We start from the raw sequence: 26930 nt of genomic DNA, 5'->3' as shown, positions 1-26930 counted from the left end.
GGGCCGGATTGCGGGGTGGCGGTTCCTGACGAGTCCCGACGGGACCAACTGGACGGTGGTGGCCCAAGGCACGTTCACCAACGACGCGGCAGAGCGCACAGTGACCTTCCAGGCTCCGGCGAATCAGGTACCGGCGCTGACGGCCGTCGCGAATCTCTCGACGACGGTCGGACAGAGCGCGTCATTGGCATTGAGTGCGACGGATCCCGACGGCGATGCGCTGACCTATTCGGCCACCGGACTGCCGACGGGCGTGGGCATCAATGCCGGAACGGGCCTGATCTCCGGAAGCCCGACCACGGCGGGCACATACAACGTCGTCGCCCAGGTCAGCGATGGTCGCGGAGGCGTGGCCAATCGAGCTTTCATCTGGACGGTCACGGCCGCGAGCGGCGGAGGCGGCACCCAGTACGTGAGGCTGGAGGCGCTGTCGGAGGTGATGGGACGCGCGTACACGACGATGGCGGAGTTCAACCTGCTGGATGCGACTGNCGGAGGCGGCACCCAGTACGTGAGGCTGGAGGCGCTGTCGGAGGTGATGGGACGCGCGTACACGACGATGGCGGAGTTCAACCTGCTGGATGCGACTGGGGTGGTCATTCCGCGCACGGGGTGGACGGTGGTGGCCGACAGCCAGGAGACGCAGGGCGAGAACGGCGCGGCGACGAACGCGATCGACGGCAGCACGACGACGTTCTGGCACACGCAGTGGCAGGCCGCGAGCCCGCCGCCACCCCACACGTTCACGGTGAACCTGGGCACGGCGAGGACTGTGGGTGGATTCAAGTACTTGCCGCGGCAGAATCTGAGCGTGGGCCGGATTGCGGGGTGGCGGTTCCTGACGAGTCCCGACGGGACCAACTGGACGGTGGTGGCCCAAGGCACGTTCACCAACGACGCGGCAGAGCGCACAGTGGCCGACAGCCAGGAGACGCAGGGCGAGAACGGCGCGGCGACGAACGCGATCGACGGCAGCACGACGACGTTCTGGCACACGCAGTGGCAGGCCGCCAGCCCGCCGCCGCCTCACACGTTCACTGTGAACCTGGGCACGGCGAGGACTGTGGGTGGATTCAAGTACTTGCCGCGGCAGAATCTGAGCGTGGGCCGGATTGCGGGGTGGCGGTTCCTGACGAGTCCCGACGGGACCAACTGGACGGTGGTGGCCCAAGGCACGTTCACCAACGACGCGGCAGAGCGCACGGTCACGTTCGCGCCGCCGTGAGCGGACAGGGATGACGGGGGATGGATATCCTTCGGCGGCGCGAGGACAATTGCTTCATGCGCCCAGGGCAAGGAAGGGCGCTGTGGGCTGCATTGCTCGTAGGGATGGCGGCATCGGCATCGCCGATGGTGCTCTTCGCACAGCAGGCCGAACAACCACTCGGTGCTCGCCTGTACGCTGGGCAGCAGACGCTGGCGGGGTACATCGCCGGACACGAAACGCCGCTGCCGGAGACCGCGAGCCGTTGCGTCAATTGCCATGTGTTGGCGGGCTCACCGCGCCCGGCCAGTGGATCGCAGAAGACCGTGGCGTTCGGTCCGCTGCTGTCGGCCGAAGGACTGAAAGGACTGGTGCCTCGGCGGGGGGGGCCGCCGTCACGATACGACCTGCATGCGTTCTGCGAATTGCTGAAAACGGGCGTCGACCCCGCCAAGGTCATCATCCAGCGCACCATGCCGCGCTACAAGCTCGACGAGCCTCAGTGCGAGGCTTTGTGGATGTACATCACTCAACCGACGCCGTGAATTGGCTCGCCTGGAGAAGATTTTGAATCGGCGTCGCTTGTTGTTGTTCGGGATCGCGAGTGGCTTGAGTCTGGAGGGCGTGACGGCAGCCCCGCAACCGGCGGCCCCGGCCCATGCGCCGTTCGGGCCCGTCGTTCCCCCCCAGACGGCGCTTTCGGTTCCTTTGATCGGCGACGATGGACAGGCTTTCTATCTTCCACATCGCCTGAGAAGCAAGGTGACGGCGGTGCAGTTGATGTTTGCTGGCTGCAGCGCGATTTGTCCGATCCAGGGCGCGTTGTTCGCCGGGGTCGCGCAAAGGATCGAGTCCGTGCGCGGTGCCCAACTTCTTTCGCTGACGATTGATCCGCTCAACGATGATCCGGCGGCTTTGCGTCGCTGGAAAGAGCGCTTCGGGGCGCATCGCCTATGGAGCGCTGCGGCACCGAAACTGCAGGATGTCGATGCGCTGTTCGATTTCCTAGGGGGGCGCAATCGGGGCGTCGACGGGCACACCGGGCAGGTCTATCTCTTCGATCGTCAAGCTCGACTCAGATATCGGACCCCTGAATTCCCGACGATCTCTTATGTCGCCGACATCATGAATCAACTGGCACAGCTTTGATGGCACCTGAATCCTCTTCCCGTCGGGGCGCCGTGAATCCAGGTTGTCCTACACGATGTCCACCCAACTGACCAGTTCATGACGAGCCGCTCGGGCCAAGCGGGCGAAAGCGCGAATGTCGTCGAACTCTATCTTGCGCCAATCTTCGACAGTTCCGGGGTGCGCTCCGATTTCCAGCGTATTCGATGGCAAACGCTGCAACAGTGGTTCCTGCCAACCGGTTTCCAGCAATGTGGCCGGCATGTAAAACCAGTCGGTCGTTTTCCAGCGCTTTCGCAGTTTCTGGTCTTGAAATTTTCCGAACCAGTAGGTCGGCTTGGTGTGGGCGGGTTTGACGTAGAAATTCTGAACGCATCTGACACGATCAATGCCAAATTTAGGCAATACCCGATTCAATGCTTCGGTCACCATGGGTAATTTGTGGACATGGTGATGCGAATCCACATAGGCAATCGAAACTCCCGCGTCTCGCGCCAAGGCGATTTGTGCGCCGATTTCTACTTCGATATGTCGGGGGTCGATTCGCCCGAGCAAGGCTAAAGCGCGAAAACGCTGCAGCGATCCGAGATGACCTTCCTTATTCAGGAGCGTGCCGACATTTGCCCGTGGCGCTGCGGGTTGCAGTCGACCACGGCCGGCCAGCGTGAGATGAATTCCATAACAGAACTGGGAGTTATTTTTGGAGAATGCTAGAGCCTGTTCGAAGGCGGGCGCACCCGTCATCAAGGAAGCATTGGTGATCGAGCCCTCCAGGAGGCACGCCGAAGTGGCCTCGACACTATCGGGTGACCAGCCGTAGTCATCGGCCGTAATCGTGATCTTCATACGGCGATGCTACCCGATTACGCATTCCTGCCATGAACAGTGAGCATCCTTCTCATTGTGAGGAGTTGTCTGCGTGGCCGATGCGTGCGGTATCACCGAAACATTGTTGGCTCAATGCGGGTCCCGCCGACGAGTTGCGCAAGCCTATCTACACTATGGTGTTTGCAGCGATGCACCCCCCCAATTTTCACCAACTCTGAGCACGAATCATGCTTGGAGATTGAGTCAACTTCACTCCTTCATTTAAGAGTTTTGGGGTGATATTCTGTTGAATCAGTTCAATATCGGATTGTCACGTGAGGAATAGAAAAGTATTGGCAATTGCCTCGGGCGGAGGTCATTGGGTGCAGTTGCTGAGATTGCGGCCGGCGTTCGATGGCTGCGAGGTGGTGTATGCGAGTGTGCATGCGGCGTCCGCTGTGGAGGTGCCGGGACACCGGTTCTACTCTTTCAAGGATGCATCGCGAAAGAACAAGCTGGCCTTCTTCGCCGTGATCCTCCGGATGTTTTGGATCGTGCTGCGCGAGCGGCCAGACGTGATAGTTACGACGGGATCAGCGCCGGCGCTGATCTGCATCAGTTTCGGGCGCCTGGTCGGTGCGCGAACGCTTTGGATCGACAGCATTGCCAATTGCAAGGAGTTGTCGACCTCGGGACGCAAAGCGTCGAAGGTGGCAACTCGGTGCGTCAGCCAGTGGGAAGAGATTGCCCACGAAAACCGCATCGAGTACTGGGGGCGGACGCTATGATTTTCGTGACGATCGGCTCGATGTTTCCTTTCGACCGGCTCGTGCGCACGGTGGATCGATGGGCAGGACACAATAATTATAAAGATATCAGCATGCAGATCGGGGCTGGAGCTTATCTGCCGCAGAATTCGAAATGGATTCGCTCACTACCGCCCGACGATTTTTCAAACGCCATCAGGAATTGTGATCTGATGGTGGCCCATCTCGGAATGGGTTCTATCATTTCCGCGATGCAGGCAAAGAAACCAGTCATACTGTTGCCGAGAAGAATGTCGCTCGGCGAGGCCACCTCCGATCACCAGGTGCATGGAACAGAATGGTTGCGTGGTCGACCTGGCGTCTGGGTCGCCAATGACGAAAGAGAAATCGAAGAACTTCTGACGAGTTTCATTGACGGCAAAATGAATCATGCAATCGACGCCGCCTCACCTTATGCTTCGATCGAACTAATTGATAAAGTCAGAAGTTTCGTCCGCGCAGTCTAGTGCGATGACGTTGACGAGAGCATGAGTACTGCCATGATCGTGATGCTGTGTACCGTTGCACGGGGCGGAATGCGCTCAGTGGTTGAGGGTTATCGAGACGATGGCATATTCGACAAATGGGGCGTATCGTTGATCGATACGCACGTCGAGGGCGGCTATTTGGTGCGTTTCAAGGTATTTTGCGCTGCGCTGTTTCGATTTATCGGGTTGCTCGCGCGCGGCGAAGTGGATGGGCTTCATTGCCATGTCGCGGCGTATGGGAGTTTTTGGCGGAAGTCGATATTTGCGTCGTTGGCTCATTTCTGCAAGGTGCCGGTCATCCTGCATCTTCACGGGTCCCGCACCAAGGAATTCGTCGCGCAGCAGCCGCAGTGGCGGCTGAGCATGATTCGCTGGCAGCTTCGCAAGGCGAATGCGGTCATCGTGCTGTCGGAAAGTTGGAAGGACTACATCCTTTCGATCGAACCGGCTGCGCGCGTGCGCGTGATTCCGAACGGTGTGGCATTGCCGAAGGCATACCCGTTCGATGCCGCTGGCGACGAGTGCATCAACATCCTGTTTCTCGGCGAGATTGGCGAACGCAAGGGGGTCTATGACCTGTTGCGCGCGTTGCAGGGCGTACTTCGCCAGTGCACGAACGTACGCCTGCAGATCGGTGGCAAAGGCGAGATGGAGCGAGCGCAGGACTTGGTCCGAGAACTCGGTGTCGAGCACGCCGTGGAATTCCGCGGATGGGTTGTCGGCGACGAGAAGCAGGCCTTGCTTCGTGGCGCGGCGATCTACGTTCTGCCGTCCTACAACGAGGGGCTGCCTATGAGCATCCTGGAAGCGATGTCGTGGAAATTACCGATCGTGTCCACCACGGTGGGCGGAATTCCGGAACTGGTTCGTGAGGGAGAAGAAGGCTTCCTTATCAGCCCGGGTGATATCCCCGCGCTCACGACGGCGCTGGTCAGCCTGGTATCGGATGCATCGCTCCGTCAAGCCATGGGCCGGAAGGCCTTGAAGCGGATCGAGCAGGGGTTCTCGTCAAATTACGTTTCCAGAAGCATTGATGAATTGTATTCGGCCATTTTGGAAAAATAGAAATGGCTTGCGGAATTGAAATGATATTCGAATTAAAAAGGAGCTTGTGTGATTAGGATTGCCATGGTTGGCTTGGGTAAAATGGGTTTATCGCATCTTGCGATCGTTCGGGCACATCCGGATGTAGAGCTTGTGGCTGCATGCGATACCACTACATATTTGACTGATATACTGACGAAGTATTCAAATCTAAAATGCTATGCCAGTTTCGACGAAATGCTTGCCAAGGAGCAACTGGATGCGCTGCTCGTCGCGACGCCGTCCACGCTGCATGCCGGCATGGTGACGAAGGCGCTCGAGCGTGGGTTGCACGTGTTTTGCGAAAAACCCTTCGTCCTTGATTCGAACGATGGTCAGAGGCTCGTCGACTTGGCAGAGCAGAAAGGGCGCGTGAGTCAGGTTGGATATCACTACCGTTTCGTCGGTGCATTCAAGGAAGCGGCTCGTGTCGTGAAGTCGGGTGCCCTCGGCAAGATTCACCATGTCCGGGCAGAAGCATATGGGCCGGTCGTCCTAAGGCAGAAGGGCATGACCTGGCGGTCTGCGAAGAACCAGGGCGGGGGCGCGCTCTACGACTACGCATGCCACGCTATCGATCTGGTCAACTTCGTGTTCGAGGCGCCGACCTCGGTGCACGGGAGCGTGCTGAACCGGATTTTCTCGAACGATGTCGAAGACGAGGTTTATTGCTCGTTCGAGTTCGCCGACGGCGCAAGCGGTCAATTGGCCGTCAATTGGAGCGACGAAAGCTATCGGAAGATGTCGACGAAAATCTCTGTTTGGGGGACCAACGGCCGCATCACTGCTGACCGGCAGGAGTGTCAGATCTTTTTGCGCGAACCGCACCCTTCGTTGCCCGGGATCGAAGAGGGGTGGACAGTTCGCTACACGACGGACCTCACGGAAGAGGTGTGGTATTACCTGCGTGGCGAGGAATACTCGGCGCAGATCGACTACTTCGTCCAAAGTATCAAGGAAAAGCGCACCAATGGCCAGAACAGTTTCAAGTCTGCACTTGCGACAGACAAGATCGTCGAGATGATCTTGTCGGAGAGCGAGACCGGCGAAAAAGCCCCGGTGCCGGCTGCGCGTGCAGCCTCGCGCACTGATCGCAAAGGTCTGATTGGCAAACTGTTTAGCTGAGAGAAGAAGATGAATCACCGTATGGACAGAGTTTTGTTCGGCGACAATCAGTTTTTTGGCGTCAATCACATGTCCGAAGAGAAGGCGCGCGCTCAGTCGATGCGCTTTCAAGACCTTCAGGCAGTGATCGACGTGCTCGACACTGCTTATCAAGAAGGTGTCAGGACTTTCATGTGCACCACGCACGATCGAGTTGCAAAAATATGTGATTATTTCAGGGATAACAAAGAAAAATACCCTGATTATATTTTCTATCCTTGCATGCCTTATGCACACAAGTATGCCAACGCCGTCACCGAGCATGGCATGGTAGACGCGTTGCGGATGTTCCTGCCAACCGATGGTGCATTAGGTGCGATGCTCAAAGGCGGCGTCGCACTAGCAGGGAAGGATGCTCAGACCATTCTGAAATTGCTGATCGACGCAGAGATGAAGATGTTTCATGGGTTGAACACGCCCGTCATCTTCATTCAGAACGTGATCAGCGATCTGCTGATGGGACTCGGCATGAACGAGATGTTTCGTTTCTTCGCGGACCATGTGCGTGAAAAGTACAATGCCGAGCCAGGATTCATTACGATGAATCTTCCGAAAATGCTCGATATACTCGAAGCGCAGGGGATTCAGAATCCCATCGTCTGTTCGAATATAAACAAGATCGGCTTCAGAATGTGCGGCGGCATCAAGCTTTATGAAGATATCATTGCCACCCGGAAATTCAGGCCGGTCGCCATGTCGGTGTTTGCGTCGGGAGCCATTTCGCCGCGGGCTGCTTTGTCTTATGTGTGTGACCAGCCCAATATCGAATCGATTGTGTTCGGTGCATCGAGCAGGGCAAATATCAAGCAGACCAAGACGCTAATCGACGAGTTGTCTGTCGGACAAGTTACCTGATCTAACCGCGCCGCCGGCATGAGCGGTCGTGAGCGTATTTTCTTGCTTGGCTGACGAGCGTCTTCTTTCATGATCATTTTCAGATCGCGCGAGAAATTGCGCTGTCAGGAGCTCTGGTTCAATGAGCCAGAGCAGGCCGGAAAATACGATATCGTTGCGCGAAATCAGTCGATCTCGCCGATACCGGGCAAGCGCAACGAGGAATTCCATACTCTGCTGATCGATTTGACGCCGCAGCCGCAGAAAATATTATCGTCGTTCGATCGCAACACGCGATCGCAGATCCGCGCGGCCGAAGCTGACGAGAGCGTCGCGGTCGAGATAATAGAAAGAGCCTCTGCAGCTCAACTCGCGGAGTTCCTGAACTTCTACGATGATTTTTCACGCAGCAAGTCTATTTGGCCAATCTGGGCTCCTCGCCTACGGGCGCTGCATGAATCCGATCGACTGGTGCTCAGCCGTGTCATTCGAGATCAGGAAACACTGGTGTGGCATGCTAGCTTACGGACGGGTGATAGATTTGTCGTGCTGTATTCAGCGAGTCTGCCGACGGCCGACCAGTCGCTTCGAAAGGTGATCGGACAAGCCAATCGACTGCTGCATTGGCGCGAGATGCTGTTCCTCAAGGATCAAGGCTGTCCTATTTACGATTTTTGCGGCTGGTATGCAGGGGTGGAAGACAAGGCGCTGCTCTTGGTCAACAGGTTCAAGGAAGAGTTTGGCGGTCGCAAAGTCGTTGAATACAATATTATTGAAGACCGAACGCTTCGCGCAAAATTCATTCGGGTATTAAAGATAATGATTTCGAAGTTTCCCAAAGAACGCAAGGCAAGATGGCAGCGTCTTTTCCACGCGGCCGCACTGCTTTACGTCGCGACGAATCGGAATCCGGATTTCACACTGCTTTCATTGTAATGTCCATGAAGTGTTCGATACTGATCTGCTGCGCGTAGATAGAGAATTGAGGGTGACTGGATGCTGTCCATTACATCGATAACCATCGGTCGTGATTGAATACCGGGCCATGGATTCATGGCGTTTGGTGACTCGCACGGGTGATTATCCTCGCTGGGTCTTGGCGATCGCCAATCTGTTGCGCGACACCTTTGCCGGGTACGGGGAAATCATCGGAGTTCCAGTCAGGGATCCGGCTCCGTTCTTTCCCCTGGGGGTTGCGGGCTTGTTCGACACCGCCCGAAATGCTGGTGCCGGATCTTTGCGGCGAGCGGGATTTGCTGTCGACGGGAAGGGCGGCGTGCGCGATGCGAAGGGCATCGGCGTCTGCGTTGCACTGGCCGATGCCCGGCATCTCCGGCAAGATAACTTGATAGAACTGCGAGCCGACGGTGCGCCAGCGTGCGACCTCGCCGTCGCCGTCGAGCGAGCCCTGCGGCGTGGCCTCGGCAGCGTAGAACTCGAGGCAATTTGTCGACGAGGCAATGGTAGCCCCCGCAAGCTGGTTTGGCGCTGTGCGCTGAAAGATCACTCCATTGCGAGATCGATGGATGCCGCCGCGGCACGGCTGCTTGATCTCGTGGGCTATGTCATTCGCCAGCCCGACCAAGCTTCCGACTTCCCGCAATCGACCTTGTTATCGGTGCCCGAGGTGTCGGCGGCTTTTGCCGCAGGGGCCAGCACGCTGAGTCGCGCTTTTCGCCACATGGTCCACCGGGTGACGGCGAATGATCAATGGTCGTTTCGGGTTTATCAAAACCTCGATCCACATCAGCTATGGCCAAGTGACGAAAAGCACGGTATCGATTTCGTTCCACCGATCGACAAGATTTGGGCCGACCCCTTCGTGGCGCGTGAAGATCAATTGCTATGGGTATTCTTCGAGGAAGATTCAGTCGTGTCCCCGAAAGGGCGAATCGTCTGCGTGTCCATCGACGAGACCGGTAGATGCAGTGAGCCTGAGGTCGTGTTGGAAGAGTCGTGTCACCTATCCTATCCGCAAATCTTCAAGTGCGACGATGCCTGGTATATGTTGCCGGAAAGTGGCGGGCGCGGAAACGTCGTTCTTTATCAGGCGAAGAATTTCCCCTATGAATGGGAGCCAGTTGCCGAGCTGTTGACACAAGTTCGATTGGCCGATGCCACTTTGCATCGAAACGATGCAGGATGGTGGCTGACGGCGAGTGGCCCGGGTCAAATCAATGCTGAGAGTGTCGATGATTCGCCATACGACATGCGTCTTTACGACACCCTGCATCTATATCATTCATCGGCGCTGAACAAGAATTGGCGGCCGGTGACGATGAACCCGCTGCGGGTCGATGCAGCTTCGAGTCGACCCGCGGGTCCTTGGTTTCAATGGCAAGGCCAATGGATTCGTCCGGTTCAAGATTGTCGTGGGCGTTATGGGCGGGCCGTGCATTTGTTGGCCGTCGAATCCATTTCGATGCAAGGTCTCAAGGAGCGTCTGGTGGCAACTCTGAGCGGCGGCGGGGAGACGAATTGCGTGCATACGTATTCGAGGGTGGGTCGAGATCTCGCGGTCGATTGGAATGCGTGGCGATTCAAATCGGATTTGCTGAACTCTCGGAAGAATCCTCCATTGTTTGAGTTCGAGCGATACGATTCCCTTCAGGGCTAGCTGTGAAGCTTCAATAGGTTGTATCGGGTGTTCGCCCGGATTGAGTCTGAGAGACTGGAAATCGCCAAACCCTCAGTCTTGCGTGACGCCGCCGGTGGCGTGCACGTGGCTGGGGCGATTCCTGGCTGGCGGAGAGTCTGCACTGGAGGACGCTTCGTCGCGACCGGTGCGCTCGCCGCGGGCGATCGAGCCTGGCAAGGCAATGCTGATGTCGATCTGCGTCCGTCGGTGCATGCTCAGGCTCAGGTCGCCCGCAGCGTCGGTGTCTCGGAGTCCACCGTCAGCCGGGTGCTCGCGCGTGCGGGCCTGTCCAAGCTGAGCGACCTGCGGCCGCTCGAGCCGTTGCAGCGCGGCGAGCACGAGGCCCCTGGCGATCTGCTGCACATCGACACCAAGAGGCTCGGGCGCATCGTGCGGCCGAGCCACCGCGTCACAGGCAACCGGCGCGACGGGGTGGACGGCGCCGGCTGGGAGACGCTGTTCGTGGCCATCGACGACCACGCCCGGATCGCCTTCATGGCCACGCACCCGGACGAGAAGACGCCGCAGGCAGTGCAGTTCCTGAAGGACGCCGTGGCGTACTGTGCCCGGCTGGGCGTGAGCATCAAGCGGCCGCTGACCGAAACGGTGCGCTGTTCCGCTCGCACGACTTCGCACGAACCTGCCAGAGGGCCTGGGCATCAAGCACCGTTTCACGCGTGCCTACCGGCCGCAGACCAACGGTAAGGCCGAGCGCTTCATCCCGTCGGCCCTGCGCGAGTGGGCCTACGGCTGGGCATACCAGAACTCGATGCACAGAACAGCGGCCCGGGCCAGTTGGCAGCATCACTACAGCTGGCACCGCCCTCACAGTGGCATCGGTGGTGCCGCACCCATGTCCAGACTCATCTCGTCAAGAAACAACGTCTTGACGCGTCACAACCAGCCGCTGCGGCGACCGCGGCGGTGCGGCCGGACTTGCCGGCTTACAAGCGCCAGACCTTGATGCCGTTCGCCTGCAATTCCTTCTCGTCGAAATTGGCCTTCACGTCGACGAAATTGCCACCCTTGACGACCTTGCGGGCGAAATCACCGGCCGACAGCGTCTTGTACTCGTTGTGCGCAACGGCGGCGACGATGGCGTCGGCGCGGGGCAGTTCTTCCCACGGCAACAGCTTGACGCCGTACTCGTGCATGGCCTCTTCCGGATCCGCCTCGGGGTCGTGCACGAACACTTCGATGCCGTAGCTCTTGAGTTCCTGGATGATGTCGATGACCTTGCTGTTGCGCAGATCGGGGCAGTTTTCCTTGAAGGTCAATCCGAGCACGATGACCTTGGCGCCCTTCACGTAGCTGCCGCCACCGATCATCTGCTTGACAGTCTGCTCGGCGATGTATTTGCCCATGCCGTCGTTGATCCTCCGGCCCGCAAGGATGACCTGCGGGTGATAGCCGAGCATCTCCGCCTTGTGGGTTAGGTAGTACGGGTCCACGCCGATGCAGTGGCCGCCGACCAGACCGGGCTTGAAGCGCAGGAAGTTCCACTTCGTGCCGGCCGCCTCGAGAACTTCGGCGGTATCGATCGAGATCTTGTCAAAGATGATCGCGAGTTCGTTCATCAGCGCGATGTTGAGGTCACGCTGTGTGTTCTCGATCACCTTGCAGGCTTCTGCCGCTTTGATACTGGTGCAGCGGTGTACTCCCGGCTTCACGATGCGTTCGTACAGGCTCGCCACACGCTCCAAGGTTTCCGGGGTGTCGCCGGCGACCACCTTGATAACGTTGGTGAGCATGTGTTCGCGATCCCCCGGATTGATCCGTTCGGGGCTGTAGCCGACGAAGAAGTCGCGCTTCCACTTCAAGCCCGATGTCTTCTCGAGTTCGGGAATGCAGATCTCTTCGGTCGCGCCGGGATACACGGTGGATTCATAGATGACCACGGCTCCCTTCTTGAGGTGGGCGCCGATGGCCCGGCTGGCCCCGATCAGCGGCCGGAAATCGGGAATGTGAGCATCGTCCACCGGTGTGGGCACGGCCACGATCAGGTAGTCCGCGGCGCTCAATTGCGAGGCGTCGCTGGTGTAAGTCGCGTGAATCGCGGCTTGCATTTCTTCGTCGGGGATCTCGCGAGACGGGTCCGTCCCGGCCTGACACTTGGCGACTTTCGTTTCGACGATGTCGAAACCGATCACCGGAATGCTCTTGCCGAACTCCACCACCAGCGGGAGTCCGACGTAACCCAGGCCTATGACTGCAACGACTGACACGATACTTACCTCTTGCTAGGGATGATGAATACTCATTGAGGCTGGCGCATCGACGCGTCCGGCCGTCAAGCGCGATACCTGAACCGAAACCTGGCGGACCTGGGGTTGCTACTGGAGCACCAGTTGCGCCGAGCAACTGGCCTTGCCGGCGGAATACGGATAGGAAATCGGCGATGAGGTCGTTCTCTTCTCGCGCCCGACGCCGCATTCGATCTCGGCATTGCGGGTCGGCTTGTAGCGGCCGGTCAGGCTGAACTCGGTGGTCTTGTCTTCTCCGGTTTGCGTCGAGGTGCCGCCCGTCAATGTGAAGGTATTGACGAGATCGCGCTTCTGATACTTGAGGTCAGTTCCGAACCGGATCTTCGCCGTCGCATCGTAGGTGGCGCGCAGACGCACCGCATTGGAGACTCGATTGGTGTTGCCGGAGGTGCTGGCTCCGCTCGAGAAGTCGTTGAAGCTGTTCTCCGACCCGGTGTCGCGAATCAAATCGGTGATGAAATTGAGCTTTCCGGTGGCTGCATATGCCCAACTCAGCGCGCCGGTGACGCCGGAGAAATCGCGCGACTGCAAGCGATCGTGATCCTCTTTGCTGTAGCTCAGACGCGCCGTCAGGCGGCTCAATCCAGTGGCCGTCCAAACCGCGGAGAGGTCGAAATCTCGTCGATCGAACGCGTCTTCCTCGAAGACACCCGGCGCCGTTTGGATCGCGAACGGATAGCGTCCGTCGGTGCCGCGAACCCCGGCGCCCAGCGTGAGCAAGCCGCTGGGGCGGTACAGAACGCGCAAGCCGAGCGAGTCCTGCTTCAGTTCCTTGAACGCGTAGCTCGCCGCCGAATAATCGAGTTCGCGATGGATGGCGGTACCTTCGAGCGACATCAGCGAAGCCATGCCGTACTGGATGCGAGCAAGCAGTTGCTGGCTGCGCTCCTCGTTCTTTTCGGTGGTCAAAGTCGGGCCATCGTCCACCCCATAGCGCGCGAGATTCCGCTTGGTCGCATAGCTGAGCGTGCCCGAAAGCTTGTCGATCGTGGCCCAATCCAAGCCGGCGTCGAGGTCGTACGCGGTGTTGTTGAGCTGGGAGTTGTCGCGAAAGATGTTTCGGCCGAGGGCAGCGTTCGCGAACAAGCGTTGACGCCCGATCGGCTGATTTACTCCGGCCAGAAGCGATGTCGTGGAATAGGTGTCGCTGATCTCTGGCTGACCCTCCGGTGTGCGGAAGATGTTGTCCTCGCGCGTGAAGGCCTGGGATGCGCCGATGTAGTAAGGACTGGACGATGGCTGGAGTTCCACTTGCGCAACCGACCCCCCCGTGCAGGCGGCCCCAAGCAAAGCGAGATTGAGCTTATGGCGAAGTTTCATCGTGAATTCCTTGTAAGTCTCCGGTTCGCCCAGCATCAATATGCGTTTCGATCGAAGAACATGGTGCGAACCGTGCGAATGATGATCTGAAGATCAAGCGCCAACGACCAGTTGCGCAGGTACTCAAGATCGTATTCGACGCGGGCCTGCATTTTCTCGATCGTGTCCGTTTCGCCACGGAACCCGTTGACTTGAGCCCAACCAGTGATGCCCGGTTTCACCTTGTGTCGAACCATGTAGGCCTTGATCAACTCTCGGTACATCTGATTGTGTGCCACCGCGTGAGGCCGAGGCCCGACGATGCTCATGCGGCCCTGGAGGACGTTGAAGAACTGCGGCAGTTCGTCCAAGGAGGTGCGGCGGATGAATGCGCCGAACTTGGTGATGCGGGCATCGTGCTTCGTTGCCTGCTTGACAACTGCCCCGTTGTCCTGTGTGGTCATGGAGCGAAACTTGTACACCGTGATCTCGTTGCCATCTAGGCCATTGCGCTTCTGGCGGAAGATGATCGGACCGGGTGAACTGAGCTTCACGCCGATCGCAATGGCGACAAGCACGGGGGAGATCAAGATCAGGATGAGCGTTGCCACAACGACGTCACTGATGCGCTTGACCAAGTCGTTCGTGCCCGTGAACGGTGTTTCGCAAATGCCCACCACAGGCACCCCGTTGACATCTTCGAAACGCCCTTGAATGATGCTGATGCCGAAGACGTCCGGTACGAAGTAAAGCGATGCGGTTGTGCCTTGGAGTGACTCCAGGAGTTCGACAATTCGCGGCTGCGACCCCAAAGGCAGGGTGATATAGGCCTCGCGGACGCCGTGCAGCGACACATACGCCGCGACGTCTGCAAGCCCGCCTAGGCGTTTCGCCATCCCGTCGACGTGCACACGCTCATCGGTTCGATCATCGAAGTAGCCGACAAAATCAACGCCCGTGTCTCTTCCAGAAGTCAGTGCTCTGGCGACCTTGACGCCCAGCGGGCTGGCTCCGACGACGATTGCTGTGCGTCGTGCCTCGGGCAGCGCAGCGCGCCGACGCAGAATCAGCTTGCCGATCCAGACGGCGACCCATTGGAGCACTGGGGTGATCAGCCCCCAGGCGATCAGGACGTCTCGGTTGAAGAACTGCAGGCTTCGCGTGGCATAACCGCAGAGCGCAAGGATGGCGAGCAGAACCAGCCAGGACGACGCGATGTCGATACCTGCGGCCACCATGTGATCGCGGAAGCGGTTGCGCCCCGGAAAGGTAAGCACGAAGACCAGCAGGCACAACGTCAACGAAGCCCGCAGGATAGGCTCGTCGAACCAGTGGCAGACCGCCACGTAGGTCACCACCGACACCGTCGGCTCGAGAAACGCCGCAACGAGCGAGGTCACCGATTGCGGTGCGCTGTAGAACGTTCTCTTGTAGCTGCGGTCTTCGAACATGGATGTTGATCAGGGCTTTCGCTTCAGGCATCGCCGTGGTTCGCCACCGTCCCTCGTCTTGCCAGCACAACTCGGCAGCTGGTGGCATGCGAGCAGTCATTGCGATCGACCAGACCCGCGCCACCCGAACCCGCCACCAAGAATTCTCGCGCATGTCCCCACGGCACCGGGCCCCTATCCCCGGGGGCGCGATGCGGGCGCTTGCCTACAATTCGCAAATGCTTCACGCTTTCGACTCGCGATTTCTCGGCGCAGCCACGGCGGCGGTCGGGCCTGCCATGGGCGAGCGGCTCACGCTGTGGCTCAACCATCTCCTGGCTGCCGAGCCTGCTGCGGCGGAGCATCTGATCCGACACGCTGGTCGGTGTGTGGCCTTGCGAGCCGATGCCTTGCCTTCCTGGCTGCCGCGGCCACCTGTATTGAGGTTTCGCGTGACGCCTGCAGGGTTGCTGGAATGGGCGCCGCAGGAGGGTGGCTCCGAGGCGATCGATGAGCTGCAGATGAGCTTCGAGGCCTCGAACCCAGCCCAATCAGCGCTGGATTGGTTGAACGGGCGCCGGCCGAACGTGACGATCCAGGGCGATGCGGCCTTCGCTGCCGACCTGCATTGGGTGGTCGAGAACCTGCGGTGGGACGTACAGGCCGATCTCTCCCGGCTGTTCGGCCCGGTGGCAGCCGAGGGGCTGGCGCGCGCAGGGCGGGGCGCTGCTGCCGCATTGCGGGCGGCCGCGCACGCCGCCGCCACGCTCGCTGCGGGCGCGAACGGATCGCCGTCGCGATGAGGGATCTCGCGCGCCTGGTCTACATCGTCTTCATCGTCCTTCGGTACGGGCTCGACGAACTGGCGCTGTCGAGTTTCCGCCAGCGCTGGGTGCGCGGGCTGGCCCGTGCGGTCGGGATGGGTCGGCGCCTCGATGCGCCGCGCGGCGCGCGCCTGCGCATGGCGCTGGAGCGTCTCGGCCCCATCTTCGTCAAGTTCGGACAGGTCCTGTCGACCCGGCGCGATCTGCTGCCCGTCGACGTGGCCGACGAATTGGCGAAGCTGCAGGACGACGTTCCGCCGTTCCCCGCCGAGCAGGCGGTGGCGCTGGTGGAGGCGGCTTTCGGTCGGCCGCTGGACCAGCTGTTCGCCAGCTTCGAGCGCGAGCCGGTGGCCAGCGCGTCGATCGCGCAGGTGCATTTCGCGGTACTGAACGACGGCCGCGAGGTGGCCGTGAAGGTGCTGCGCCCGGGCGTGCTGCAGATCATCGACTCCGACCTCGCGCTGCTGCGCGTGCTGGCCGGCTGGGCCGATCGCTACTCGGCCGACGGCAAGCGGCTCAAGCCGCGCGAGGTGGTGGCGGAGTTCGACAAGTACCTGCACGACGAGTTGGACCTGGTGCGCGAGGCCGCCAATGCCGCGCAGCTGCGCCGCAACATGGAGGGCCTGGACCTCGTGCTGGTGCCGGAGATGATGTGGGATCTCTGCACGCCCGGCGTCATCGTCATGGAGCGCATGAACGGCGTGCCGATCAGCCAGGTGGCTCGGCTGCGCGAGGCGGGCGTCGATTTCAAGAAGCTGGCGCGCGACGGCGTGACGATCTTCTTCACGCAGGTGTTCCGCGACGGCTTCTTCCACGCCGACATGCACCCGGGCAACATCCAGGTCAGCCTGGCGCCGCGGACCTTCGGGCGCTACGTGGCGCTCGACTTCGGCATCATCGGCACGCTGACGGAGTCCGACAAGGACTATCTCGCTCAGAATTTCATCGCCTTCTTCCGCCGCGACTACAAGCGCGTGGCCGAGTTGCACCTCGAGTCGGGCTGGGTGCCAGCCGGGACGCGCATCGACGAGCTCGAAGGCGCGATCCGGGCCTGCTGCGAACCCTACTTCGACCGGCCGCTGAAGGAGATCTCGCTCGGCCAGGTGCTGTTGCGGCTCTTCCAGACCTCGCGGCGCTTCAACGTCGAGATCCAGCCGCAGCTGGTGCTGCTCCAGAAGACGCTGCTCAACGTCGAGGGGCTGGGGCGCCAGCTCGACCCCGAACTCGACCTGTGGAGCACCGCCAAGCCCTTCCTTGAGCGCTGGATGGACGCGCAGATCGGCTGGCGCGGTCTGCTCGAGCGATTCAAGGACGAAGCCCCGCGCTACGCGAAGATGCTGCCCGAGCTGCCGCGGCTCCTGCACGACGCCCTCGCGGCCCAGGCCCGGGTGCGCCCGGCAGCGCACGGCGATAGCCCGACGGAAGCGCTGCTCGCCGCGGTGCTGTCCGAGCAGCGGCGCACCAACCGCCTGCTGCAGGCGGTGCTCTATGCCGGCGTCGGCTTCCTGCTGGGACTGCTCGCGGTGGAGATCTGGCAGCGCTGGCCGGGTTGACGCGCCGACGCGCGTGCGGGCCCTGCGAAGGCCCCGGAGCCGCCGCCGGCGGTGGCCGCACCCTTACAATTCCGCTTTTCGAATCAAGGGCTTAGCCATGCCGATCTACGCTTATCGCTGCGAGTCCTGCGGCCATGCGCAGGACGTGCTCCAGAAGATCTCCGATCCGCTGCTCACGGTCTGTCCTTCCTGCGGCGCCAGCGCCTACAAGAAGCAGCTCACGGCTGCCGGGTTCCAGCTCAAGGGCTCGGGGTGGTACGTCACCGACTTCCGCAATGGCGCCCAGCCCGCAGCCGCGGCTGCAACGGCGCCCAAGACGGATGGCACTGCCGCCGCGACGCCGGCAGCGGCGCCCGCCGCCGACAGCGGTGGTGGGAACTCCGGCGGCGGCAGCTCGGGCGGTGATGCCGGCGGCGGCGCGGCTCCGACCTCGACGCCATCGGCCGCCGCGGGCGGCTGCGGTTCCTCCTGTGCCTGCCATTGAACTGCCCCCGCGCATCGCGTTTCGCCCCGTCCGAAAGCCCTGATTGAAAAAGTACCTGATCGCCGGCCTGCTGGTCTGGCTGCCGCTGGCCATCACCATCTGGGTCCTGCATGCGGTGCTCGGTCTGCTCGACGGCGTGTTCGCCTGGCTGCTCAGCGCCTCGCAGGCGCTGCTGCCGGCGGCCGCGCATTCGCCGCTGGAGATGCTCAAGCAGATCCCCGGCCTGGGCGTCATCGTGATGGTGGTCGGCTTGTTGCTGACCGGCATGTTCGCGACCAACATCGTCGGGCAATGGTGGCTCCGCCAGGGCAGCCGCTTGCTGAACCAGATTCCGATCGTCAAGTCGATCTACAGCTCGGTGAAGCAGGTCTCGGACACGCTGTTCTCCAGCAGCGGCAACGCTTTCCGCGAGGCGGTGCTGGTGCAGTACCCGCGCCAGGGCTCGTGGACCATCGCCTTCGTCACCGGTCGGCCGGGCGGTGAGGCGGGCGAACACCTGAGCGGCGACTACCTCAGCCTCTATGTGCCGACCACGCCCAACCCGACCTCGGGCTTCTTCCTGATGGTGCCGCGCGCCGATGTCGTCGCGTTGGCGATGAGCGTCGACGAAGCGCTGAAGTACATCATCTCGATGGGCGTCGTCGCGCCCCCGTTGCACCTGCCGTCGCAGCCGGTGCGAAATCTGGCGGGTTGAACGCCGCGGCCCGCGTTCAACCCCGAGGGCTTGCGACACAGCCCGCCAGCGCCCAACATTGCGCCGCCACGGCGGCCTTCGATCCAAGAGTTCCGGAGCCTTCTTCCATGCGTACCACCTACTGCGGCCTCGTCAGCGAAACGCTGCTCGGCCAGACCGTGACCCTGATGGGCTGGGCCCACCGCCGGCGCGACCACGGCGGCGTGATCTTCATCGACCTTCGCGACCGCGAGGGCCTGGTGCAGGTCGTCTGCGACCCCGACCGCGCCGAGATGTTCAAGGCGGCCGAGGGCGTGCGCAACGAGTTCTGCCTGAAGATCGTCGGCAAGGTCCGCGCCCGGCCGGCCGGCACCGAGAACGCCAACCTCGTGAGCGGCAAGATCGAGCTGTTGTGCCACGAGCTCGAGGTGCTGAACCCGAGCGTCACGCCGCCGTTCCAGCTCGACGACGACAACCTCAGCGAGACCACCCGCCTCACGCACCGCGTGCTCGACCTTCGGCGACCGGCGATGCAGAAGAACCTGATCCTGCGCTACCGGGTCGCAATGGAGGTGCGCAAGTTCCTCGACGCCAACGGCTTCATCGACATCGAGACGCCGATGCTGACCAAGAGCACGCCGGAGGGCGCGCGCGACTACCTCGTGCCGAGCCGGGTCAACGAAGGCATGTTCTTCGCGCTGCCGCAGTCGCCGCAGCTCTTCAAGCAGTTGCTGATGGTGGCCGGCTTCGACCGCTACTACCAGATCACCAAGTGCTTCCGCGACGAGGACCTGCGCGCCGACCGCCAGCCCGAGTTCACGCAGATCGACATCGAGACCTCCTTCCTCGACGAGGAAGAGATCCGCGGCATGTTCGAAGGCATGATCCGCACGGTGTTCCGTGCGGTGATGAACGTGGAACTGCCCGGCTACCCGGTGATGAAGTACACCGAGGCGATGCATCGCTTCGGCTCCGACAAGCCGGACCTGCGCGTGAAGATGGAGCTCACCGAGCTCACCGAGGTGATGAAGGACGTGGACTTCAAGGTGTTCTCGGCGCCGGCCCAGGCCAAGGGCGGTCGCGTCGTCGCACTGCGCGTGCCGGGCGGCGGCGAGATGAGCCGCAGCGAGATCGACGGCTACACCGAGTTCGTCAAGATCTACGGCGCCAAGGGCCTGGCCTGGATCAAGGTCAACGATGCGAGCAAGGGTCGCGAGGGCCTGCAGAGCCCGATCGTCAAGAACCTGCACGACGCGGCGATCGCCGAGATCATCGCGCGCAGCGGTGCGCGCAACGGCGACCTGCTGTTCTTCGGCGCCGACAAGGCGAAGGTCGTCAACGACGCCATCGGCGCGCTGCGTGTCAAGATCGGCCACAGCGACTTCGGCAAGTCGGGTGGCCTGTTCGAGGACAAGTGGGCGCCACTCTGGGTGGTCGACTTCCCGATGTTCGAGCACGACGAGGAGGGCGACCGCTGGGCCGCGGTGCACCACCCGTTCACGGCGCCGAAGGACGGCCACGAGGACCTGATGGACACCGATCCGGGCAAGTGCATCGCCAAGGCCTACGACATGGTGCTCAACGGCTGGGAGCTCGGCGGCGGCTCGGTGCGGATCCACCGCGCCGAGGTGCAGAGCAAGGTGTTCAACGCGCTCAAGATCGGCCCGGACGAGGCGCAGCTCAAGTTCGGCTTCCTGCTCGATGCGCTGCAGTACGGTGCGCCGCCGCACGGTGGCCTGGCCTTCGGGCTCGACCGTCTGGTCACGCTGATGACCAAGGCCGACTCGATCCGCGATGTGATCGCCTTCCCGAAGACGCAGCGCGCGCAGGATCTGCTGACGCACGCGCCGGGCCCGGTCGACGAGAAGCAGCTGCGCGAGCTGCACATCCGGTTGCGCAACCCGGCCGCGGGACAGAGCGGCGTCTGAGCCGGCAGCTTGCCGCACAATCGAGGGGCGCCGATCGGCGCCCCTTCTTTTTGCCCGCTTCCCACGACGTGACGACGCCATCCCGCCCGTACAAGGTCCCTGAATCCGTGCTGGTGGTGATCCACACGCCGGCGCTCGAGGTCCTGCTGATCGAGCGGGCCGACCACCCCGGCTTCTGGCAGAGCGTCACCGGATCTAAGGACACGGCCGGCGAGCCCCTGCCGGAGACCTGCATCCGCGAGGTGGCCGAGGAGACCGGTATCGAGGTCGGGTCGCTCGAGGTGCCGCGGACCGCGCTGCGCGACTGGCAGCTCGCCAACGTCTACGAGATCTATCCGGTGTGGCGCCACCGCTATGCGCCGGGCGTGACCCACAACACCGAGCACGTGTTCGGGCTGACGGTGCCGCGCGACATCGCGATCCGGCTGGCGCCGCGCGAGCACCTTCGACACGAGTGGCTGCCGTACCGAGAGGCGGCCGACCGCTGCTTCTCCCCATCGAACGCCGAGGCCTTGCTGCAGTTGCCGCGGCTGTGGCAAGGCGGGGCATGAATCCGCTGCAGTCCACGGTGCTCCCGCCGGCTTCGGGCGACGAGCGGCTGCTGCGCGTGGCCACCTACAACATCCACAAGGGCGTGCGCGGCGTCGGCCCGGCCAAGCGGCTGGAGATCCACAACCTCGGCCTCGCCATCGAAGCGCTGGACGCCGACCTGGTCTGTCTGCAGGAAGTGCGGCGCTTTCACAAGCGCGACGCACGACGCTTCGACCGCACCTCCTTCGGCTGGCCGCAGCAGGGGCAGGCGGAGTTCCTGGCGCCGGAAGGCTATGACGTTGCTTACCGCACCAACGCCGTCACGCGCCACGGCGAGCATGGCAATGCGCTGCTGTCGCGCTGGTCGATCGGGGAGCCGAACCACCACGACGTGTCGGATCATCGCTTCGAGCAGCGCGGGCTGCTGCACGTGCAGGTCCACTGGCAGGGGAGGGCGGTCGACACGATCGTCGCGCACTTCGGCCTCAGCCACTCGAGCCGCCTGCGGCAGGTGCAGCGGCTGGCGGCCTTCGTGCAGCAGGAGCTCGATCCCGCCGTTCCGCTGCTCGTGGCCGGCGACTTCAACGACTGGGGCGAGCGCCTCGACGGCGCGATGCACGAGGCCGGGCTCAGCCGCGCCGTGGCGCCGGCGGCCAGCGGCCAGCGGCGCAGCCTGACCTTCCCGTCACTCGCCCCTGTGTTCGCGCTCGACCGCGTCTACACCCGCGGCTGGCGTTGCGTGTCGACCTTCGTGCCGCGCGGCGCCACCTGGGCCCGCATGTCCGACCATCTGCCGCTGGTGGCGGAGTTCGAGCCGCTGGAGGCCTGAGAGCATGACCGCTCCGGCCGGCGCCCCGCCGCCGGACGATCCCGTTCTGTCCGAGGCCCTGGCCTGGTATGCCCATGCCCGGGCCGTGTTCAGCGGCGGCAACGAGGTGCAACTGCTGCGTGGCGGCGATGCGCTGTTCCCGGCCATGATCGAGGCGATCGGCCAGGCCCTGCACGAGGTCTGGCTCGCCACCTACATCTACGGCGACGACAGTGCTGCACAAGCCGTGTCGACGGCGCTCGTCGCGGCGGCCCGACGTGGTGTGCGCGTTCGCGTGGTGGTCGACGGCTTCGGTTCGCTGCATGCGCTGGCGGCGCTGCGCGAGCAAATCGAGCCCGCAGGCGTGGCGCTGGCCGTGTTCCGCCCGACGCAGCGCTGGTGGAGCTGGCTGCAGCCAGGCCAGTTGCGCCGCCTGCACCAGAAGCTCTGCGTCGTCGACGGGCAGGTCGGCTTCGTCGGCGGCATCAACGTGCTGGACGACCGCCACGACCTCAACCACGGCTGGAGCGACGCCCCTCGGCTGGACTACGCGGTGCGCGTGCGGGGCGCAGTGGTCGGGCCGATCGAGCAGACAGCCCGCGCGATGTGGACCCGAGCCGCCTTCGGCCGCGACTGGCGCGACGAGGTGCGCGAGATCGCGCGCAGCAGCCAGCCGATGGCGCGGGCGCGTCGCCTGCTGCGGCGTCTGCGCATCGCCGTGCGGCGCGGCTCGCCCGGAGGCTTCGGCGCCGGTGCGCTGCAGCCGGTGCGGGCGGCCTTCGTGGTGCGCGACAACCTCAGCCAGCGCCGCAGCATCGAGCGCAGCTACATCGACGCGCTGCGTCGCGCGCAGCACCGCATCGACATCGTGTCGGCCTATTTCTACCCCGGCTTCGAGTTCCGGCGTGCGCTGCTGGGCGCGGCGCGGCGCGGCGTGCGCGTGCGGCTGCTGTTGCAAGGGAAGGCCGACTACCGCTTTGCCGCACTGGCGGCACAGGCGTTGTACGACGAACTGCTGGCACACGGCGTGGCGGTGTTCGAGTACACCCCGGCCTTCCTGCACGCGAAGGTGGCGCTGGTCGATCAGCGCTGGGCCACGGTGGGAAGTTCCAACATCGACCCGCTGTCGCTGCTGGTCAACCTGGAGGCGAACGTGATCGTCGAGGACCGCGGCTTCGCCGCGAGCCTGTCGCGCGAACTGGACCGCGATTTCGCGGTCGCGCGCGAGATCACGGCTCCGGTGCCCGTCGCCGGATGGCGGCGCTGGCTGCGCCGGGGCTTCGTTTCCTGGGTGGCACGCCTCTACCTGCGCGCGGCCGGTGCAAGCGGGCGCTACTGACGGCAGAGGCCGCGAACACCGCCGGCCGCCAGGGCGATCCGACAAACGTTAAGCTAGCAGACCGCAGTCGCTGCTCGCTCCGTGCGAGATGCTCCGATGAACGCTCCCCACACCCTGCCCAGTCTCCGCGCCGTGCCCGACGACGAGGGCGTGCCGGTCTCCGTCAAGATCCGCGAACGCATCAAGGCGCAGCGCGAGCGCTTCCACGCCAACGACAACATCGCCGAGTTCATCGAACCGGGCGAACTGGAGCAGTTGCTCGACGAGGTGGCCGGCAAGATGCGCGGCGTGCTCGACAGCCTGGTGATCGACACCGAGAGCGACCACAACACCCAGGACACCGCGCGGCGCGTCGCCAAGATGTACGTGAACGAGGTGTTCAAGGGCCGCTACGTGCGCGAGCCGGCGGTCACCGAGTTCCCGAACGTCGAGCACCTGAACGAGCTGATGATCATCGGCCCGATCACCGTGCGCAGCGCCTGCTCGCACCATTTCTGCCCGATCATGGGCCGGGTGTGGATCGGCGTGATGCCCAACGAGCACTCCAACCTGATCGGCCTGTCCAAGTACGCGCGGCTCACCGAGTGGATCATGAGCCGGCCGCAGATCCAGGAGGAGGCCGTCACCCAGGTGGCCGACCTGCTGCAGGACAAGATGAGCCCCGACGGCCTGGCGATCGTGATGGAGGCCGACCACTTCTGCATGCAGTGGCGCGGCGTGCGCGATCTGGACTCCAAGATGATCAACAGCGTGATGCGCGGCGTGTTCCTGAAGGACGCCAACCTGCGCCGCGAGTTCCTTTCGCTGGTCAACAACAAGAAGGGCTGACGACCATGCTGGTGCGTCTTCTGTACGCGAGCCGCGCCGCCGGGCCGGTGACGCCGGAGGTCATCGACGGCATCCTGGCCCAGTGCCGGGCCCACAACCCGGCGCTCGGCATCACCGGCATCCTGTGCCACGGCGGCGATGTCTTCATGCAGGTGCTCGAAGGCGGCCGCGACGTCGTCAACGGGCTCTATGCCCAGATCGTGCGCGACCCGCGCCACCGCGACATCGCGGTGCTGCATTTCGAGGAAGTGACCGAGCGCCGCTTCGCGGGCTGGACGATGGGCCAGGTCAACCTGGCCAAGATCAACCCGTCGATCGTGCTGAAGTACAGCGAGCGCCCCACGCTCGACCCGTTCGGCGTGTCCGGCAAGGTCTCTATGGCCCTGCTCGAGGAACTGATCGCCACGGCGTCGATCATCGGCCGCGCGGGCTAGCGCGAGCGGCGCGCCGCCGCCGTCCTGTTGCCCCGCGTCATCCCCGATCCCTTTTGCAGATTTTCTCTATTGGGCAGGGGTGATCCTGAAGGTAGAGTCCGCGCGCTTTCGCATCCACCGGACATCTTCAGGAGTATTCATGTCGTCAGCTCAGCGTCGCGCCCCCTCCCTGTGGCGCGTGAAGCCGGTGGTCGCCGCCTGTGCCCTGATCGGCGCTGCGCCCTTGCTGCAGGCGCAGCAGGCGGCGAGCGGGACGCTCGCGCCCGTGGTCGTGACCGGCAAGGGCTTCGAGCAACGCGCCTTCGACACGCCTTATTCGGTGGGCACCGTCGACGAGGAGGTGCTGCGCAACGCCGGCCCGATGATCAATCTGTCGGAAGCGATGGCGCGGGTGCCGGGCCTGACCGTGGCGAACCGCAACAACTACGCGCAGGACCTGCAGATCAACTCGCGCGGCTACGGTGCCCGTTCGACCTTCGGCGTGCGTGGCATGCGCCTGTACAGCGACGGCATTCCGGCCACCATGCCCGACGGCCAGGGGCAGGTGTCGCACTTCGACCTCGCCGGAGCGCAGCGCGTCGAGGTGCTGCGCGGGCCGTTCAGCGCGCTCTACGGCAACAGCTCGGGCGGCGTCATCGCGCTGGTGAGCCAGCCGGTGCGGGAGCGCTACGGCGAGCTCGGCGCGGACGTCGGCCGCTTCGGCCTGCGCCAGGGGCGCGTGACGGTGCAGGCGCCGCTCGGCGACGAGCCGGGCCGCGGCTTCGACCTGCGCTTCGGCGCGAGCTACATGGATTACGACGGCTTCCGCCCGCAGAGCAGCGCGCGCCGCACGCTCGCCAACCTGCGCCTGGGGTGGACCGGCGAGCGCGATACGGTGGTCGTCAGCGTGAACCACGTCGACCAGCCCGCCGATGATCCGCTGGGCCTGAACCGTGCGCAGTTCGACGCCGATCCGCGGCAGACGGCCGCGGTCGCCACCCAGTTCAACACCCGCAAGGTCGCGCAGCAGGAGCAGATCGGCGCCACCTGGCGGCATCGCTTTGCGGACCTCGGTGCGCTGAACGAGAGTGCCGTCACGGCCTACTTCGGGCAGCGGTCGGTCACCCAGTGGCAATCCATCCCCGTGCTGACCCAGCGCAACCCGACGCCGCCGCCGAACACCGACCGGCACCCCGGTGGCGTGATCGACTTCGACCGCGACTACCAGGGCCTGGACGGCCGGCTGGTCTGGCGCTGGACGCTGGACGGGGACCGCAGCGCCCAGTTCGTGGCCGGCGCGGCATTGGAACGCAGCACCGAGGACCGTCGCGGCTACGAGAACTTCCTCGGTGATCCGCTGGCGCCCACGGCGCTCGGCGTCGCGGGCAACCAGCGCCGCGACGAGAAGAACACCGTGAAGACCACCGACCTTTACGCACAGGGCGAACTGGAATTCATCAAGGACTGGGTGGCGACGCTCGGCGCGCGCACCGGCCGCGTGCGCTTCGAGGCGGACGATCACTATGTGTCCGGTCTCAACGGCGACGACTCGGGTTCGCTGAAGTACAGCTACACCAACCCCGTCGCCGCAGTGCAGTGGCGCGGCCTGCCGGACTGGAACTTCTATGTCAGCGCCGGCGAGGGCTTCGAATCGCCGACCTTCGGTGAACTGGCCTACCGGCCCGACGGTGGCAGCGGCTTCAACAATGGGCTGAAGGCGCAGACCAGCAAGCAGATCGAGCTCGGCGCGAAGTGGCGCGACGATGCACGCGGCCTGGCTGCGGACTTCGCGGTGTTCGAGGCGCGCACCGACGACGAAATCGGCGTGGCGACCAACGCTGGAGGCCGATCGACCTTCCAGAACGTCGGTTCGACCACGCGGCGCGGTGCCGAGCTGGGCGCGGGCTGGAGCATCACCCCGCACTGGCGCACCGCGCTGGCGCTGACCTGGCTATCGGCGACCTACGACGACGCCTTCGTCACCTGCACGGCCGTGCCCTGCAATGCGGCCAACCCCGGCAACCAGGCCACCGTGCCGGCCGGCAACCGCATCGCCGGCACCAGCCCGCGCAGCGCCTTCGCCGAGCTGGCATGGCGGCCCTTCGGCACGGCGGCGATGGAGCTGGCCGCCGAGCTGAGGGCGCAGGACGAGGTGGCCGTCAACGACCGCAACACCGATTTCGCCGGCACCTGGGCCACCTGGGCCCTGCGTGCCACCCAGAGCTGGAAGCTGGCCGAAGGCAGCCGCATCGACGCGCTGGTGCGCGTGGACAACCTGTTCGATCGCGAGTACGCCGGCAGCGTGATCGTCAACGACGGCAACGGCCGCTTCTTCGAGCCCGGCATGCCGCGCAACTGGCTGCTGTCGGTGAAGTGGCGGCAGGCGTTCTGAGCGGCGTGCGTC

25 protein-coding genes and 2 pseudogenes are annotated in these 26930 nt (G+C 63.2%); 23 read left to right on the top strand and 4 right to left on the bottom strand.

Features of this window, described 5'->3' with window-relative positions; translation table 11 throughout:
- Positions 1–55: 55 nt before the first annotated feature.
- From ASC67_RS21080 to ASC67_RS15590, 4 genes and pseudogenes are all read left to right on the top strand, one after another.
- Positions 56–491 (top strand): annotated as a pseudogene (locus tag ASC67_RS21080) (putative Ig domain-containing protein); the annotation flags it as partial.
- 47 nt (positions 492–538) lie between these two features.
- Positions 539–1225, top strand: coding sequence for a discoidin domain-containing protein (locus tag ASC67_RS21295; protein WP_404932886.1), 687 nt, complete (start codon positions 539–541; stop codon positions 1223–1225).
- A gap of 20 nt (positions 1226–1245) precedes the next feature.
- The gene (locus tag ASC67_RS15595; RefSeq protein WP_156466793.1) at positions 1246–1749 is read left to right on the top strand and encodes a hypothetical protein; all 504 of its coding nucleotides are present in this window, start codon (positions 1246–1248) and stop codon (positions 1747–1749) included.
- 1 nt (position 1750) lies between these two features.
- Entirely contained in the window at positions 1751–2353 is a 603-nt protein-coding gene (locus ASC67_RS15590) for an SCO family protein (RefSeq protein ID WP_056323132.1), read from the top strand.
- Positions 2354–2401: 48 nt separating this feature from the next.
- On the opposite strand, the gene ASC67_RS20355 is transcribed toward ASC67_RS15590, so the two are convergent.
- On the bottom strand, positions 2402–3178 hold the full coding sequence (locus ASC67_RS20355; protein WP_082536048.1) for a carbohydrate deacetylase: 777 nt from the start codon (positions 3176–3178) through the stop codon (positions 2402–2404).
- A 344-nt stretch (positions 3179–3522) separates the two neighbouring features.
- On the opposite strand from ASC67_RS20355, the gene ASC67_RS15585 reads away from it, so the two are divergent.
- The 8 genes and pseudogenes from ASC67_RS15585 to ASC67_RS21205 form a co-directional block, all read left to right on the top strand.
- Positions 3523–3927: a glycosyl transferase gene (locus ASC67_RS15585; RefSeq protein ID WP_200946957.1), complete on the top strand. Its 405-nt coding sequence runs from the start codon at positions 3523–3525 to the stop codon at positions 3925–3927.
- Positions 3924–4412, top strand: coding sequence for a glycosyltransferase (locus tag ASC67_RS20675; protein ID WP_156466792.1), 489 nt, complete (start codon positions 3924–3926; stop codon positions 4410–4412). The genes ASC67_RS15585 and ASC67_RS20675 overlap by 4 nt, the downstream gene beginning before the upstream one ends.
- Positions 4413–4445: 33 nt before the next feature.
- Complete coding sequence (locus ASC67_RS15580) at positions 4446–5498, top strand: glycosyltransferase family 4 protein (RefSeq protein WP_056323126.1); 1053 nt, start codon at positions 4446–4448, stop codon at positions 5496–5498.
- A gap of 63 nt (positions 5499–5561) precedes the next feature.
- Positions 5562–6641: a Gfo/Idh/MocA family protein gene (locus ASC67_RS15575; RefSeq protein WP_200946955.1), complete on the top strand. Its 1080-nt coding sequence runs from the start codon at positions 5562–5564 to the stop codon at positions 6639–6641.
- A 9-nt stretch (positions 6642–6650) separates the two neighbouring features.
- A complete protein-coding gene (locus ASC67_RS15570) occupies positions 6651–7535 on the top strand; it encodes a hypothetical protein (protein ID WP_235566348.1) in 885 nt (294 codons plus the stop codon).
- A 69-nt stretch (positions 7536–7604) separates the two neighbouring features.
- The gene (locus ASC67_RS20350; RefSeq protein ID WP_082536045.1) at positions 7605–8450 is read left to right on the top strand and encodes a GNAT family N-acetyltransferase; all 846 of its coding nucleotides are present in this window, start codon (positions 7605–7607) and stop codon (positions 8448–8450) included.
- 109 nt (positions 8451–8559) lie between these two features.
- Complete coding sequence (locus ASC67_RS20670; RefSeq protein ID WP_156466791.1) at positions 8560–10131, top strand: hypothetical protein; 1572 nt, start codon at positions 8560–8562, stop codon at positions 10129–10131.
- A 100-nt stretch (positions 10132–10231) separates the two neighbouring features.
- Positions 10232–11116 (top strand): annotated as a pseudogene (locus tag ASC67_RS21205) (IS481 family transposase); the annotation flags it as partial.
- On the opposite strand, the gene ASC67_RS15560 reads toward ASC67_RS21205, so the two are convergent.
- From ASC67_RS15560 to ASC67_RS15550, 3 genes are all read right to left on the bottom strand, one after another.
- Positions 11097–12377, bottom strand: a complete 1281-nt coding sequence (locus tag ASC67_RS15560; protein WP_056323115.1) for a nucleotide sugar dehydrogenase — start codon at positions 12375–12377, stop codon at positions 11097–11099. The pseudogene ASC67_RS21205 and the gene ASC67_RS15560 sit on opposite strands and share 20 nt — an antisense overlap.
- Before the next feature lie 108 nt (positions 12378–12485).
- A complete protein-coding gene (locus tag ASC67_RS15555; protein ID WP_235566347.1) occupies positions 12486–13772 on the bottom strand; it encodes a hypothetical protein in 1287 nt (428 codons plus the stop codon).
- Positions 13772–15166: an undecaprenyl-phosphate glucose phosphotransferase gene (locus tag ASC67_RS15550; RefSeq protein ID WP_056323108.1), complete on the bottom strand. Its 1395-nt coding sequence runs from the start codon at positions 15164–15166 to the stop codon at positions 13772–13774. Before ASC67_RS15550 ends, ASC67_RS15555 begins: the two co-directional genes overlap by 1 nt.
- A 218-nt stretch (positions 15167–15384) precedes the next feature.
- Here ASC67_RS15550 and ASC67_RS15545 point away from each other — a divergent pair, with 218 nt between their 5' ends.
- The 11 genes from ASC67_RS15545 to ASC67_RS15495 all read left to right on the top strand — a co-directional run bounded on the left by ASC67_RS15545 (position 15385) and on the right by ASC67_RS15495 (position 26918).
- Complete coding sequence (locus ASC67_RS15545; RefSeq protein WP_056323225.1) at positions 15385–15948, top strand: hypothetical protein; 564 nt, start codon at positions 15385–15387, stop codon at positions 15946–15948.
- Positions 15945–17522 (top strand): ubiquinone biosynthesis regulatory protein kinase UbiB, encoded by a 1578-nt coding sequence (gene ubiB / locus ASC67_RS15540; protein ID WP_056323104.1) that lies wholly within the window; start codon positions 15945–15947, stop codon positions 17520–17522. Before ASC67_RS15545 ends, ubiB begins: the two co-directional genes overlap by 4 nt.
- Before the next feature lie 97 nt (positions 17523–17619).
- Positions 17620–18006, top strand: a complete 387-nt coding sequence (locus ASC67_RS15535) for an FmdB family zinc ribbon protein (protein ID WP_056323091.1) — start codon at positions 17620–17622, stop codon at positions 18004–18006.
- Positions 18007–18049: 43 nt separating this feature from the next.
- Entirely contained in the window at positions 18050–18700 is a 651-nt protein-coding gene (locus tag ASC67_RS15530) for a DUF502 domain-containing protein (RefSeq protein WP_056323088.1), read from the top strand.
- Positions 18701–18807: 107 nt separating this feature from the next.
- The gene (gene aspS / locus ASC67_RS15525) at positions 18808–20607 is read left to right on the top strand and encodes an aspartate--tRNA ligase (protein WP_056323083.1); all 1800 of its coding nucleotides are present in this window, start codon (positions 18808–18810) and stop codon (positions 20605–20607) included.
- Between the two features lie 68 nt (positions 20608–20675).
- Positions 20676–21158: a dihydroneopterin triphosphate diphosphatase gene (gene nudB, locus ASC67_RS15520; RefSeq protein WP_056323218.1), complete on the top strand. Its 483-nt coding sequence runs from the start codon at positions 20676–20678 to the stop codon at positions 21156–21158.
- Complete coding sequence (locus tag ASC67_RS15515) at positions 21155–21967, top strand: endonuclease/exonuclease/phosphatase family protein (RefSeq protein ID WP_056323080.1); 813 nt, start codon at positions 21155–21157, stop codon at positions 21965–21967. Before nudB ends, ASC67_RS15515 begins: the two co-directional genes overlap by 4 nt.
- A gap of 4 nt (positions 21968–21971) precedes the next feature.
- Positions 21972–23285, top strand: a complete 1314-nt coding sequence (gene clsB / locus ASC67_RS15510) for a cardiolipin synthase ClsB (RefSeq protein ID WP_056323077.1) — start codon at positions 21972–21974, stop codon at positions 23283–23285.
- A gap of 96 nt (positions 23286–23381) precedes the next feature.
- Positions 23382–24113, top strand: a complete 732-nt coding sequence (gene folE / locus ASC67_RS15505) for a GTP cyclohydrolase I (protein WP_056323074.1) — start codon at positions 23382–23384, stop codon at positions 24111–24113.
- Between the two features lie 5 nt (positions 24114–24118).
- Positions 24119–24547, top strand: a complete 429-nt coding sequence (locus tag ASC67_RS15500; protein WP_056323072.1) for a BLUF domain-containing protein — start codon at positions 24119–24121, stop codon at positions 24545–24547.
- Positions 24548–24686: 139 nt separating this feature from the next.
- Positions 24687–26918 carry a TonB-dependent receptor gene (locus ASC67_RS15495; RefSeq protein WP_056323070.1) on the top strand — a complete coding sequence of 744 codons (2232 nt, stop codon included), beginning with the start codon at positions 24687–24689 and terminating at the stop codon, positions 26916–26918.
- Positions 26919–26930: the final 12 nt, after the last annotated feature.

It is taken from the genome of Methylibium sp. Root1272 (assembly GCF_001425905.1).
Taxonomy (GTDB): Bacteria; Pseudomonadota; Gammaproteobacteria; order Burkholderiales; family Burkholderiaceae_C; genus Methylibium.
This window is presented reverse-complemented; position numbering and strand designations above follow the sequence as displayed.